Consider the following 13,617-nt stretch of genomic DNA (forward strand, 5'->3'; position numbering starts at 1 on the left):
CCATGACTTCGGCCCTGCTGCGACCGCTCACGATCGGGGCGACAATCGTGCCGAACCGGCTCATGCAGACGGCGCACTCGAAGCAGTACTCCGACCGGTTCGAGACGCCGCGCGAGACCGCCTACTACGTGCGGCGGGCGCACGGTGGCTGTGGACTCTTCATCGCCGGCAACCACTTCGTGCATCCTTCGGGGTCGATCCGCGGGTTCCAGGATGCGTTCCGTCCCGAGTCGGTGGCGGCGAACCGCGCGATGACGGATGCTGTGCACGACGCCGGATCCCGCATCTTCGTGCAGCTGAACCACCACGGTGCGCAGGCGCAGCCCGACGGTCCCGACGGTCCGCGCACCGTGTATGCCCCGTCGCGCATACTCTCGCCGTCGACGTCCCACGCGACGAGGGAGATGGATGCCGCGGACATCGCTGCCTTCGTCGAGGCCTGGGCCACTTCGGCCGCGCTCGCGCAGGACGGCGGCTTCGATGGCGTCGAGATCCACATGGCCCACGGGTACCTGCTGCACGAGTTCCTCTCGCCGCTGTACAACGCGCGCGCCGATTCGTACGGCGGCGATCTGGAGGGCCGCACGCGGTTCCCACGCGAGGTGCTGGCAGCCGTGCGCCGAAGAGTCGGCGACGACTTCACCGTGGGCATCCGCATCGTCGCCAACGAGTTCCATCCCGACGGTCTCGATGGAGCCGCGATGCGTGGGGTGATCGCGCGCCTGCGCGCGGAGGCCCGCATCGATTTCCTCGACCTCGCGGCCGGCGGCTATCACAACGTGCACTACGTGTTCCCGTCCTCGCCCATGCCGTACGCGTGGCTGCGCGACGACGTCGCTGCCGTCAAGAGCGCCAACCCCGATGTGCCCGTCTTCGGCGTCGGAGCCGCGCGATCGGTGGAAGAAGCCGAAGAGGTCGTCCGGGACGGCATCGCCGACATGGTGGCGCTCACGCGTGCGCAGATCGCCGACCCCGACCTCGGGCTGAAGCTCACGGGTCGCGATGACCGCGGCATCCGCCATTGCATCCGCCTCAATCAGGGATGCCTCGGTCGGGGCAGTCGCGGACTCGCGATGTCGTGCACGGTGAACCCGCTCGCCGGGCGCGAGCTCGACCGACTCCCACGGCCGCGCGCGACGGAACCCGAACGGTGGACCGTCGTCGGGGGAGGGCCGGCGGGCATGCGCGCAGCGATCGAGCTCGCGGCCGACGGGCATGACGTGACGCTGTACGAACGGTCGCACGAGCTCGGCGGGCAGCTCCGTCTCGCGCGAGCGGTGCCCGGACGCGAGAGCGTGGGTCTGCTCGTCGACGATCTCGTGCGCGATCTCGCCGCCGCGGGAGTCGCGGTGCGCCTCGGCGTCGAGCCGCCGGCGCTCACCGGCAACGTCGTCGTCGCGACGGGTGCGATCGCCCCACGGACGACGTCGCTCGCGCTCGGCGGAGCGTACGCGCCGGATGCCGCGCGACAGGGGATCGTGGACGCGTTCGCCGCGGCATCCGCCCCCGACCGACTCGGCGGCAGGGTCGCAGTCATCGACGCCGACGGCAGTGCCTACGCGGCAGGAGTCGTGCTGACCCTGCTCGAGCACGTCGACGAGCTCGAGCTCATCACGCCGTTCGAGACGGTCTTCCCGCACATCGGCGCCGGCTACGATCGCCCGCTCCTGCTCGAGCGACTGGGCGCGCACGCCGGGTTCCGCCGGCACGTGTCACAGAGAGTCGAACGGGTAGGCGCCGAAGGCGTCGTGATCCGGGATGCCGTGACCGGCGCCGAGAGCCTGGTCGCCGCAACCTCGGCCATCGTGGGCATCGAGCCGCGCGAGTCCGTCACGATCGCCGTGCCCGCGGCATCCCGGGTCCTCGTCATCGGCGACGCCTTCGCCCCGCGGACGATCGACGCCGCGATCTTCGATGCGGTCGAGGTCGCGTACGACGTCGCGGGTCTCGCCACACTTCGCGGCTGAACTCCTCTCTCACTCCGTGTGTTCGTCGAGAGAACACGATCTTCACGAGGCGGCTCGCTGCACACGCGCGTGCGATGCCGTCTCGTGAATATCGAATCATCTCGACGACGGAAACAGAGTTGGGTGGGTGCGCCCGAGATCGGGTACGGTGGATGCGTGCTGACCTGTCGCTGTTGTCGCTGAACGCCTCTCTGCGTTCCCTTCGACGACCCCAGCCCGCAGCGCCCAGACGGCGCATCCATCCAAGGACCAACCCCGTGCGTTACGCCCGCAGCGTCGCCGACCTCGTCGGCAACACCCCCCTCGTCCAGCTCACCCGGGTCACCGACGGCATCGCCGCGACGGTGCTCGCGAAGGTCGAGTACTTCAATCCCGGCAGCTCGTCGAAAGACCGCATCGCCCGCAACATCATCGACGCGGCCGAGCGCGACGGTCTGTTGAAGCCCGGCGGCACGATTGTCGAGCCGACGAGCGGCAACACCGGCGTCGGCCTCGCGCTCGTCGCGCTCGAGCGCGGGTATCGCATGATCTTCGTGGTCCCCGACAAGTTCGCGGGCGAGAAGGTCGCGGTGCTGAAGGCCTACGGAGCCGAGGTCGTCGTGACCGATACGAACGTGCCACCTGAGGACCCGCGCTCGTACTACAGCGTGTCCGACCGACTCGCGCTTGAGATCCCCGGGGCTTTCAAGCCGAATCAGTTCGCCAATCAGAACGGGCCGCGCGGGCACTACGAGTCGACCGGACCCGAGATCTGGCGCGACACCGAGGGTCGGGTGACGCACTTCGTGGCAGGCGTCGGCACGGGCGGCACGATCACAGGTACGGGGCGGTACCTGCGCGAGGCCGGAGACGTCACGATCGTCGGCGTCGACCCGGTCGGCTCGATCTACTCGGGCGGCGACATCCACGGCTACAAGATCGAGGGCGTCGGCGAGGACTTCTGGCCCGAGACCTTCGATCCCGCCGTCGTGCACGCGTGGGAGCGCGTCGACGACGCCGAAGCGTTCGCGATGACCCGCCGCCTCGCGCGCGAAGAGGGGCTTCTCGTCGGCGGATCGAGCGGCATGGCGGTCGTCGGCGCGCTGCGCGTGGCGCGGGAGCTCCCCGCCGATGCCGTCGTCGTCGTGCTCCTGCCCGACCACGGGCGCGGCTACCTCAGCAAGATCTACGACGACGACTGGATGCAGGCCAACGGCTTCGACATCTCCACGGAAGGACACAGCGCATGACCGGATTCGACACGACCGCCGTCCACGCAGGGCAGGAGTTCGACCCCACGACGGGTGCCGTCATCCCCCCCGTGCACTTCTCATCGACGTATGCCCAGGACGGCATCGGCGGGCTTCGCGGCGGTTACGAGTACGGCCGCAGCGGCAACCCGACCCGGACGGCGCTCGAGACGCAGCTCGCCGCACTCGAAGGCGGCGCGCACGGCGTCTCGTTCGCGTCGGGTCTCGCTGCCGAGGACGCGCTCCTGCGCGCGGTGCTGAAGCCCGGCGACGAAGTGCTCCTGGGCAACGACGTGTACGGCGGCACGTATCGGCTGATCGCACGGATCCTCGGGCCGTGGGGCGTGAAGCTCCGCGTCGTCGAGATGAGCGACCTCGCGGCGGTCGAGGCCGCGCTCGCCGAGAGCCCCGCGAAGATCCTCTGGGTCGAGACGCCGAGCAACCCGTTGCTCAAGATCAGTGACATCGCGGGCCTGGCACGACTCGGTCGGGCGGCCGGCGCGCTCGTCGTCGTCGACAACACCTTCGCCTCGCCTGCGCTGCAGCAGCCGCTCGCCCTCGGAGCCGATGTCGTCGTGCACTCGACGACGAAGTACCTCGGCGGGCACTCGGACGTCGTCGGCGGTGCGCTCGTGCTGAACGACGACGCGCTCGCCGAGCAGGTGCGCTTCCTGCAGTTCGCCGCCGGCGCGGTGTCGGGGCCCATGGACGCGTGGCTCACGACGCGCGGCATCAAGACCCTCGGGATCCGGATGCAGCGGCACAGCGAGAACGGGCAGGCGGTCGCGGAGTTCCTCGCCGCCCACCCGAAGGTCGCGCGGGTCTACTACCCCGGCCTCTCGTCGCATCCCGGACACGACCTCGCCGCACGCCAGATGGCGGGATTCGGCGGGATCGTCTCGGTCGCGTTGACGGATGCCGCGGCCGCCCGCCGCTTCGCCGAGTCGACGCGGGTCTTCACGCTCGCCGAGTCGCTCGGCGGCGTCGAGTCGCTCGTGAACTACCCCGACGAGATGACCCACGCGTCGGTGCGCGGCACCGAGCTCGCCGTGCCGCCGGAGGTCGTGCGGCTCTCGGTCGGGATCGAGTCGATCGACGACCTCATCGCGGATCTCGGGCAGGCCCTCGGGGCGCTCTGACGCGGACTCAGTCCGCGCCTGCGGCCACGAGCCCATGGCGGAAGGCGTAGGCGACCGCCTCGGCGCGCCCGCGGACTCCGAGCTTGCGATAGATCGCGACGGAGTGATGCATGACGGTCTTCGCCGAGAGGTGGAGCCGGTCGGCGATCTCCTTGTTCGTGAGTCCGTGCGACAGGAGCGCGAGCACATCGAGCTCACGGGGCGTGATGGGGCTCGTGCGCGGAGGCGGTGCCGGCGTCTCGGCGCTGTGCCGACGGAGCCAGGCGATGGCCACCGCGCTCGCGTCGGCGGCCGAGAGGAGACCGCCCTCCGCGACGTGCTGCGCGAAGCGGTGCGGCTGGAGCATGTTGCGCGTGCGCCGGCATGCCTCGTCGAAGAGCGGTCGCGTGGACGGGGCCATGGAGCGCAGGATCCGCTCCAGGTCGATCCGCACGACGCCGATGAGTCGGGCGGTGACCGCAGCGGCGTCGTCATCGGTCACGCGCGACGCGATGAGCACCGTGTGCACGAAGGAGATGCCGGAGAGCGCCGACCAGCCGCGACGGATGCCGAGCTCCAGGCGCAGAGCACACCAGTGCGCCGCGGAGGCGAGGTGCCCCGCCCGCTGCTCGCGCATGGTGAGGGCCGCGTACATGAACGACTCGAGCACCGCGTCGCTCAATCGGCGGGCGATCGCGAACCCCTCCTCGAGACGGGGAACCGGCGGATGATCGGGAACCTGGTCGAGCGGAAGGGTGTTGAGCAGCATGATGCCCCACGCGATGGACGACAGATCGCCGGTCCGCTGCGCCCGCTCTAGTGCGCGCAGGCCGATCTCGATGGCCGCGGCCGGGCCATCCGTGTGATGCAGTGCTCCCGCCGCCCACATCTCGAACCGTGCCGTCCATGCCGGCAGGTCGGCCGCCGCCGCCATCGCGCGGCCCTCGATGGACGCCGTCACCGAGAACCGCAGGTCACCCGTCGTCGTGCCGTTGTGGACGGCGATCATCCACGCCTGAAGGCTGAGGATCGTATCGTCGGCGAGAGCAGCGCCCTGTTGCCAGCGCTGCGTGACGAGCTCGACGGAGTCCTGCGCGTCGGGAGCCAGCGCGATCATGCGCGAGGACCACAGCAGCGCCGCAGCCCGCAGCGCACGGGTCAGTGGGAGCGCTGGACGGGATCTGAGCGCGGCATCCAACACCTCGCCGATGGTCGCGCCGATCTCGGAAGCCTCGAGCACGGGTGCCGCGGATACCGCCAGTTCGACGGCGGCCACCGGGTCCTCTCGCATGAGGGTTCGCAGCTCGATGTCGACATCGCGTCGCAGCACCCGCAGGCGCTCGATCGCCTCGGACGCACGGAGTTCGGCCCTCGCGGACGCGCCCTCGGCGGCGAGGGCCTGCAGGTAGCGCCGGCGGGCGTCTTCGCCGTGGTCCGCTGCTCTTTCGCGCACGTACGCCCGGACGATCGGCAGAAGGCCGAGTTCGGGTTCCGAGAATCCGGCCCGCGGATCCACGAGACGCAGGTCGACGAGTCGTTCGAGATCGTCGAGCACCGCTGCCAGCGGTCGACCGGAGACCGTGACGGCCGCATCGAGCGGGAATCGACCGTGGAACGCCGAGAGGCGCTCGAGCAGGTCGACCTGGTCGGGCTCGAGGGTCGCGATCGTGGCATGCAGCGTCGCCCGCATGCTGCCCTGCGACGATCTCAGCAGCTCCAGATCGACGGGGTGATCGGGTTCCGCGCCCAGCTCTCGCGCGAGTGCCGTGAGTGAGAGCAGACGGGTCCGCGCGGCTGCCAGCTCGATCGCGAGCGGGAGGCCTCCGACGAGATCGCAGATCTCGCCGACGGCGAAGACCCCCTCGTCATCGGGGATGACGCCCACGCGCTCGGCGGCGCGGAGGAACAAGCGGACGGACGGACTCGCGCGGACCTCGGCGAGGGTCGCTTCGGCGTTCGGCACCTCGAGCGACGTGAGCAGGAGCGTGGTCGAGCTGCGCACCTCGGGCACACGGTTCGTGGCGAGCACGACGGTCGTGCGGTGAGCGTGCTCGACGAAGGAGCGCAGCTCGGCGTCGTCGAGCTCGAAGTCCTCGGCGTGGTCGACGACGATGATGGTCCGGTTCGAGGCGACCGATGCTGAGAGCACGTCCCGGGCGGACGCGTCGCCGACCGCCGGCCAGACGCCCAGACATCGTGCGATCGCTTCGATGAGGGTGTCCTCGGCGGCAGTCGATGATCGCAGATCGATCCACCAGATCGCGGACGGGTCGTCAGCGCCGTCGCGCAGCGCCGTGGTGAGCAGCGCGCTCTTGCCGACGCCGGGTGCTCCCGTGACGACGACGACGCCGCCCAGCGTCTGGGAGACGATGCGCGTGAGCTCGGCGTACTCCCGCTCGCGCCCCACCAGTTCCACACCGGCCCCCAGCGGGCACCGCGTGCGCCTCCGGTCGCAACGGGGGGATCGGCGACGGCCACGGAGACGGGTGCGGACCCGTGACGCCACCCTAGAGTACGAGCGGGATGAGCGGCAGTCCGAATCGTGCCGCCTCGTCCGTCAGGCTGCCGCGGCGGACTCCTCGACCCACCCGGCCGTCGCCACGGCGGTCGCGGCGTCCGTCATGGCGGTCGCCACGGCCCCTGCCCGAGCCTCGGGTGAGATGTCGACGCCGTGCGCGTGGACGAACGTGACGTCGCTGATGCCGACGAATCCGAAGATCGTGCGCAGATACGGCTCGAAGTGATCGAGGGAGTGCAGGGGACTCGCCGCACTGTAGTCGCTTCCGGACGACGTCACGACGATCATGCGCTTGCCTTCGAGGAGCGGCCGCGGGATACCGTTCTCGTCGAAGCGGAAGAGGTATCCGGGCTGCACGATGCAGTCGATGTAGTACTTCAGCGCGTACGGGATGCCGAAGTTCCACATCGGCGCGGTCACGACATACGCATCCGCGTCACGGAAGCGTGCGATCTCGCGCTCGATCTGCCGCCAGGACTGCTCGTGCTCGCGGCCGATCGGCATTCCGGTGAGCAGCGTGTACTTGGCCTCGATGTTGTCGCCGGCGATGGCCGGCAGGTCGGCTTGGAAGAGGTCGAGGGTCTCGATGTCGACGTCGGACCGCTCGCGGGCGAGTTTTCCGAGCAGCTCACGCGAGATCCCGAGTGTCGTCGATCCGTCCAGCCGAGGCGACGCGACGATGTGGAGCAGTTTCATGACTCATCCTTCCGTTCGGTGCCGAGAGGCGGGATGACGGTCATCAGGCGATGTCCGGGCAGGAGGTGTCGGCGCTCACTCGCGTGCCGATACCAGCAGACCCGGCACGCGATGGCGGCCGCATCGGGCATACGCCCTATCTCCTGCGCGCGCCGTCCTCACCGACCGGCGGTCGAGGCGCGGACCACGAGTTCGGGTGGGAAGACCGTCTGTCGGGGGATCGAGTCGGGGTCGGATGCCTCTTCCAGCACGATCCGCAGGGCCGTACGCCCGATCATCCGGCTCGGCTGACGGATCGACGAGAGCGGCACGGCGGCGGCTCCGGCGAACGGGATGTCGTCGAAGCCGATGATCGCGATGTCGTCGGGAACGACGGCGCGACCGTCGACGACGAGGGACTGCAGGAGGCCGAGGGCGACCAGGTCGTTCGAGGCGAAGAGCGCATCGGGCCACTCGCGTCGAGGGCGGGACAGGATGCGGGCGCCGGCCAGGGCGCCTTCGTCGACGGTCATCGCCGAGGTCGCGACGACCTCGAGGTCGACGTGCGCCGAGGCGTTCTCCGCAGCAGCCCGCGCGCCCGCGAGGCGATCGGTGACCTGCCGCATGTCGAACGGACCGCCGACGAACGCGATGCGGCGGCGGCCGGTCGCGATCAGGTGGTCGACGGCGAGGCGCCCGCCGGCGACGCTGTCGACCGACACGGACGAGAAGCGCCCGTCTCCGCTGAACCGGTCGACGAGGACGGCTGCGATCCCACCCGCCTTGAGCTGTCTCAGCCGCGGCGTGACGTCCCCGTACGGAGCGATCAGCAGACCGCGGACCTGCTGCTCCTGGAACAGGTCGAGGTACATGCGCTCGCGCGTCGGGTCCTCGTCGGTGTTGCCGTAGAGGATCGCGATGCTGTGGCGCGTCGCTTCGTCTTCGGCGCCGCGCACGACGTCGTTGTAGAACGGGTTCTGGCCGTCGAGCACGACGAAGCCCACGGTCGTCGACACGCCGGCGCGGAGCTTTCTGGCCGCGTCGTTGCGCACGTAGCCGAGCTCCTCGATCGCTCGGGTCACACGGTCGACCGAGTCCGACGAGACCTCGTCGGGCCGGTTGAGGACATTCGAGACCGTGCCCACCGATACGCCCGCGCGTTGCGCGACGTCACGGATGCTGACCGGCACGGCATCCTCCATCCCTCATCGGATCACGATTCGGTCATTGTCGTCCTTCGACTTGACCACCACTGTCGGCGCTCTTAGAGTAGCTTGAAATCAACCTGAATCGATTCACCAGTTTTCAGAGGATCGTTTCATTCCGCTGAACCTCAACGAGGAGGAGCCCCGTGGCTCTCGATGCCGATCCGCAGCCCGAAGCGGCGCACGCCCTCGAGCTCCGACGCGTCGTCAAGTCGTTCGGACCCGTCGTCGCCCTTCGCTCGGGCAACCTCACGCTCGACCGCGGCTCGATCCACGCGCTCATCGGTGAGAACGGCGCGGGCAAGTCCACGCTCGTCAAGATCATCGCGGGGCTCTACCGCCGCGACTCGGGCGAGTTCCTCCTCGACGGAGAGTCGGTCGACTTCACGAGCACGGCGCAGTCGAAGGCATCCGGCATCGCCGTCATCTATCAGGAGCCGACGCTGTTCCCCGACCTGTCGGTGACCGAGAACATCTTCATGGGGCGCCAGCCCACCAATCGCATCGGCCGCATCGATCGCAAGGCGATGCGCACCGAGGCCACCGAGATCTTCCAGCGTCTGGGCGTCGGGCTCGACCCGGACCGCATCACCGAAGGCCTGTCGATCGCCGATCAGCAGATCATCGAGATCGCGAAGGCGATCTCTCTGGACGCGCGCGTCCTCATCATGGACGAGCCGACCGCCGCGCTCTCGGGCGTCGAGGTCGAGAGGCTCTTCGCAGTCGCCCGCAGCCTGCGCGACGAGGGTCGTGCACTCCTGTTCATCTCGCATCGCTTCGACGAGGTCTTCGCCCTGTGCGACACCGTGACCGTCATGCGCGACGGCTCGTACGTCGAGACGACTCCGATCGCCGAGACGACGGTCGACGAACTCGTGCGCCAGATGGTCGGCCGCGACGTGACCGAACTCTTCCCCAAGCTGCCGGCCGAGGTCGGCGACGTCGTCCTCTCGGTCGAGGGACTCACTCGCAAGGGCGTCTTCCGCGACATCACGTTCGACCTGCGTGCGGGCGAGATCGTCGGACTCGCGGGACTCGTCGGCGCAGGTCGCAGCGAGGTCGCGCGCGCGGTGTTCGGCGTGGACGTCTACGAGTCGGGGTCGGTGACGCTGCACGGCAAGGCACTGCCGAAGGGCAACCCGCGGCTCGCGACGAGCCGCGGCATCGCGCTCGTTCCCGAGGACCGCCGCAAGCAGGGTCTCGTGCTCGATGACGGCGTCTCGCGCAACATCACCCTCGCGATCCGGCAGAAGCTCGCGAAGTGGGGCCTCATCTGGAACGGCCTCGAGAACGAGGCGGCACAGGTGTGGGCGAGTCGCCTCGAAGTGAAGACGCAGGCGCTGGATGCCGAGACCGGCACGCTCTCGGGCGGCAACCAGCAGAAGGTCGTGCTGGGCAAGTGGCTCGCGACCGAGCCCACGGTGCTGATCGTCGACGAGCCCACGCGCGGCATCGACGTCGGAACGAAGTCCGAAGTGCACCGCCTCCTGAGCGAGCTCGCACAGCAGGGACTCGCCATCCTCATGATCTCGTCAGAACTCCCGGAGGTGCTCGGCATGGCCGACCGCGTGCTGGTCATGCGCGAGGGGCGCCTCACCGGCGAGTTCCCGCGTGAAGACGCCACACCCGAAGCAGTCATGTACGCCGCGACGGCGGATGCGGAGGCCGCCGCGTGAGCACCACCACCACCGCCCCCGTCAAGCCGGGCACGAGCAGCGCGGCCCGGATCGTCCGCAGCATCGCGACCGCACGTGAAACGGGCATCGGCATCGCGCTGGTGCTCGTCATCGTCGCCGCCACCGCGGCGAACCCCACGTTCCTCTTCTCGAACGACGGCTTCCGAGACCTGTTGCTGACGCCGTCGCTCCTGCTCCTCGTCGCCGTCGGCCAGGCGATCGTCATCATCACCCGCAACGTCGATCTCTCGGTCGGCTCGATCGTCGGGCTGACGGCCTATCTCACGGGCCGCCTCTTCATCGACATCGAGGGCATCCCGATCATCCTCGTGTTCGTCGGCGGCGTCGTCCTGGGCGGTCTGCTGGGGGCGGTCAACGGCCTGCTCGTCGCATGGGCGAAGGTTCCGGCGCTCGTGATCACGCTCGGCACGATGTACATCTACCGCGGCATCAACGTCGCCTGGACGGGATCGGACCGCATCAACGCCTCCGACCTGCCGAAGGAGTTCCGCGGCCTCGGCACCGATCAACTGCTCGGCATCCCGGTGCTCACGATCATCGCCGTCGTCGTCCTCATCGCCGCAGCCTGGTACCTGCGCAACATCCGGGGCGGACGCGAGTTCTACGCGATCGGCTCCGACCCCGCTGCCGCGCACCTCTACGGGCTCAAGGTCAACCAGCGCATCATCACCGCCTTCGTCGTCTCGGGCGCGCTGTCGGGCCTCGCCGGTGTGCTCTACGCCGCGCGGTACGGCACGGTCAGCTCGGCCGCGGGCTTCGGGTGGGAACTGCAGGCCATCGGCGCTGCGGTCATCGGCGGCGTGGCGATCTCGGGCGGCGTCGGGACGGTGTGGGGCGCGGCGATCGGCGCGTTCCTGCTGCTCACGATCAACCGCGCGCTGCCCATTCTGGGCATCGACGACTTCTGGCAGCGCGCCGTCGTCGGCGTCCTGATCCTCGGCTCGATCGTGCTGGACCGCGTGCTCGCGATCAGACAGCATCGACGACTCATCGCACAGAGGGAGGAGGGCCGATGAGCGCCGTCGCCACCGAGACCGTCACGGCTCGCCGCTACCAGTCCTACGCTCGCCCGCTCTGGCGGCGCGCCCTGCTGACGCGCGAGATGGCGATCATCGCGATCCTCTTCCTCGTCATCGTCGTCTCGCTGATCGCCGTGCCGAACTTCGACAGTCCGCTGACGGTCACCTACCTGCTGCGCGACATCGCGCCGATCCTGCTCATCGCGTTGCCGATGACGCTCATCATCATCACGGAGGAGATCGATCTCTCGGTCGCCTCGATCGTCGGCCTGTCGTCGGTGATGACCGGCATCCTGACGCAGGCGGGGCTGCCGTTCCCGGTCGCGGCGATCCTCGCGATCCTCGTGGGCACCGTCGCGGGCGCCTTCAACGGCTTCCTGGTGACGGTCGTCGGGCTCCCGTCGCTCGCCGTCACGATCGGCACGCTCGCGCTCTTCCGCGGCATCGCGGTGGGGCTCTTGGGCACGACGGCGATCACGGACTTCCCCGAGGAGTGGACCGACCTCGCGAAGGCGAACATCCCGGGCACGCCCGTTCCCGTCATCATGATCCCGTTCGTCGTGCTCGCGATCGTGTTCGCGATCCTGCTGCACTTCACGCCGTTCGGCCGCTCGCTCTACGCGATCGGTCTCAACAAAGAGGCGGCGCACTTCTCGGGCATCGACGTCGGCCGCACGAAGTTCCTGCTGTTCGTCATGTCGGGCGCCGTCTCGGGTTTCGCGGGCGTCTATTTCACCCTGCTGTACTCCAACGCCCGCGGCGACAACGCGATGGGCATGGAGCTGCAGGTCATCGCGGCCGTGCTGCTGGGCGGGGTCTCGATCTTCGGCGGTCGCGGGGCGCTGCACGGCGTCATCGCGGGCGTCCTGCTCATCGGCATCCTCGGCAGCGCCCTGCGCCTCGCCGGCGTCACGAGCGACATCATCAACGTCATCACGGGAGTGCTCCTCATCCTCTCCGTGGTCTCGGCAAGCCTCCTCGCATGGGTGCACCGGCGTCAGTCGGCAGCCATCGGGAAGCGAAGGGGACGACGCGCAGCAGCGTCCGCCCCGACCCTGTAACACCACACCCGCGAGTCCTCTCGCACCAAGGAAGGAAACAATGATGTTCGGAATGAAGCGCACGCGGCGCGCTGGTGTCGTCGCCGCTGTTGCTCTGGGCGTGGCGCTCGTCGCGGCCGGATGCTCCAGCTCGGGCGGAGACAGCGGTGGCGACGCCGGCGGGGACGGCGGCGACGCCAACCTGACGATCACGATGCTGCCGAAGAACCTCGGCAACCCGTACTTCGACACGTCGACCGGCGGCGCCGAAGAGGCGACCGAGGAGTTCGGCGGCACGTTCGAAGAGGTCGGCCCGTCGGAGGCATCGCCCACGTCGCAGGTGCAGTACATCCAGACGGCCGCCCAGCAGGGCGCCGGCGGCCTCATCGTCTCGGCGAACGACCCCGAGGCCCTCTGCGACGCGCTCGACGAGGCGCGTTCGGCGGGCGTCAAGGTCGTGACCTTCGACTCCGACACGAACCCCGAGTGCCGCGACCTGTTCATCAACCAGGCCACGTCCGAGGGCATCGCGAAGATCCAGGTCGACCTCATCGCCGAGCAGATCGGTGACGAGGGTCAGGTCGCCGTTCTGTCGGCGTCGGCCAATGCGACGAACCAGAACGCGTGGATCGCGACGATGGAGGAGCTCCTCGCGGCCGACCACCCGAACATCGAGCTCGTCGAGGTCGCGTACGGCGACGACGACGACCAGACCTCGTTCGACAAGACGGCGGCCCTGCTGCAGACCTACCCGGAGCTGAAGGGCATCATCTCGCCCACGACGGTCGGCATCTCGGCGGCGGCGCGCTACCTCTCGACGTCGGAGTACAAGGGCAAGGTCGCGTTGACCGGCCTCGGCACCCCGAACCAGATGCGCGAGTACGTCGAGGACGGCACCGTCACGGCGTTCGCGCTGTGGAACCCGGCCGACCTCGGCTACCTCGCCGCGTGGGCGACGCAGGCGCTCATCACGGGCGAGATCACCGGTGAAGTGGGCGACTCGTTCGAGGCCGGCAAGCTCGGCTCGTTCGAGGTCGGCGCCGACGGCGGCGTGCTGCTCGGCGACCCGTACGTGTTCGACGCCGACAACATCGGAGACTTCGACTTCTGAGCCTCCTCCTGAAGAGCCCGGTCCGCATCAGCGGTCCG

At 69.2% G+C, this 13,617-nt stretch carries 10 protein-coding genes; 7 read left to right on the forward strand and 3 right to left on the reverse strand.

Translation table 11 applies throughout. The features are described 5' to 3' along the window. The first annotated feature begins 2 nt into the window (after window positions 1-2). From MA876_RS09535 to MA876_RS09545, 3 genes are all read left to right on the forward strand, one after another. Window positions 3-1,967, forward strand: a complete 1,965-nt coding sequence (locus MA876_RS09535) for an oxidoreductase (RefSeq protein ID WP_248148153.1) — start codon at window positions 3-5, stop codon at window positions 1,965-1,967. A 257-nt stretch (window positions 1,968-2,224) separates the two neighbouring features. Beyond that, complete coding sequence (locus MA876_RS09540; protein ID WP_248148155.1) at window positions 2,225-3,196, forward strand: PLP-dependent cysteine synthase family protein; 972 nt, start codon at window positions 2,225-2,227, stop codon at window positions 3,194-3,196. Then, window positions 3,193-4,335 (forward strand): cystathionine gamma-synthase, encoded by a 1,143-nt coding sequence (locus MA876_RS09545; protein ID WP_248148156.1) that lies wholly within the window; start codon window positions 3,193-3,195, stop codon window positions 4,333-4,335. Before MA876_RS09540 ends, MA876_RS09545 begins: the two co-directional genes overlap by 4 nt. Before the next feature lie 7 nt (window positions 4,336-4,342). On the opposite strand, the gene MA876_RS09550 is transcribed toward MA876_RS09545, so the two are convergent. The 3 genes from MA876_RS09550 to MA876_RS09560 all read right to left on the reverse strand — a co-directional run bounded on the left by MA876_RS09550 (window position 4,343) and on the right by MA876_RS09560 (window position 8,697). Further along, window positions 4,343-6,730 (reverse strand): LuxR C-terminal-related transcriptional regulator, encoded by a 2,388-nt coding sequence (locus MA876_RS09550; protein WP_248148157.1) that lies wholly within the window; start codon window positions 6,728-6,730, stop codon window positions 4,343-4,345. Between the two features lie 141 nt (window positions 6,731-6,871). Beyond that, window positions 6,872-7,528, reverse strand: a complete 657-nt coding sequence (locus tag MA876_RS09555) for an FMN-dependent NADH-azoreductase (RefSeq protein WP_248148158.1) — start codon at window positions 7,526-7,528, stop codon at window positions 6,872-6,874. Window positions 7,529-7,686: 158 nt separating this feature from the next. Further along, window positions 7,687-8,697 (reverse strand): LacI family DNA-binding transcriptional regulator, encoded by a 1,011-nt coding sequence (locus tag MA876_RS09560; RefSeq protein WP_248148159.1) that lies wholly within the window; start codon window positions 8,695-8,697, stop codon window positions 7,687-7,689. Window positions 8,698-8,858: 161 nt separating this feature from the next. Between MA876_RS09560 and MA876_RS09565 the strand changes: the two genes are divergently transcribed. From MA876_RS09565 to rhaS, 4 genes are read left to right on the forward strand one after another with little or no spacing between them, the layout of a single operon-like run. Next, window positions 8,859-10,388 carry a sugar ABC transporter ATP-binding protein gene (locus tag MA876_RS09565; protein WP_248148160.1) on the forward strand — a complete coding sequence of 510 codons (1,530 nt, stop codon included), beginning with the start codon at window positions 8,859-8,861 and terminating at the stop codon, window positions 10,386-10,388. Next, window positions 10,385-11,425 (forward strand): ABC transporter permease, encoded by a 1,041-nt coding sequence (locus MA876_RS09570; RefSeq protein WP_372491508.1) that lies wholly within the window; start codon window positions 10,385-10,387, stop codon window positions 11,423-11,425. The genes MA876_RS09565 and MA876_RS09570 overlap by 4 nt, the downstream gene beginning before the upstream one ends. Next, a complete protein-coding gene (locus MA876_RS09575; protein ID WP_248148161.1) occupies window positions 11,422-12,489 on the forward strand; it encodes an ABC transporter permease in 1,068 nt (355 codons plus the stop codon). Before MA876_RS09570 ends, MA876_RS09575 begins: the two co-directional genes overlap by 4 nt. Window positions 12,490-12,532: 43 nt before the next feature. Further along, on the forward strand, window positions 12,533-13,579 hold the full coding sequence (rhaS, locus tag MA876_RS09580; protein WP_248148163.1) for a rhamnose ABC transporter substrate-binding protein: 1,047 nt from the start codon (window positions 12,533-12,535) through the stop codon (window positions 13,577-13,579). The last annotated feature ends 38 nt before the right edge of the window (window positions 13,580-13,617 follow it).

The organism is Microbacterium aoyamense, from assembly GCF_023155855.1.
Classification (GTDB): Bacteria; Actinomycetota; Actinomycetes; order Actinomycetales; family Microbacteriaceae; genus Microbacterium; species Microbacterium aoyamense.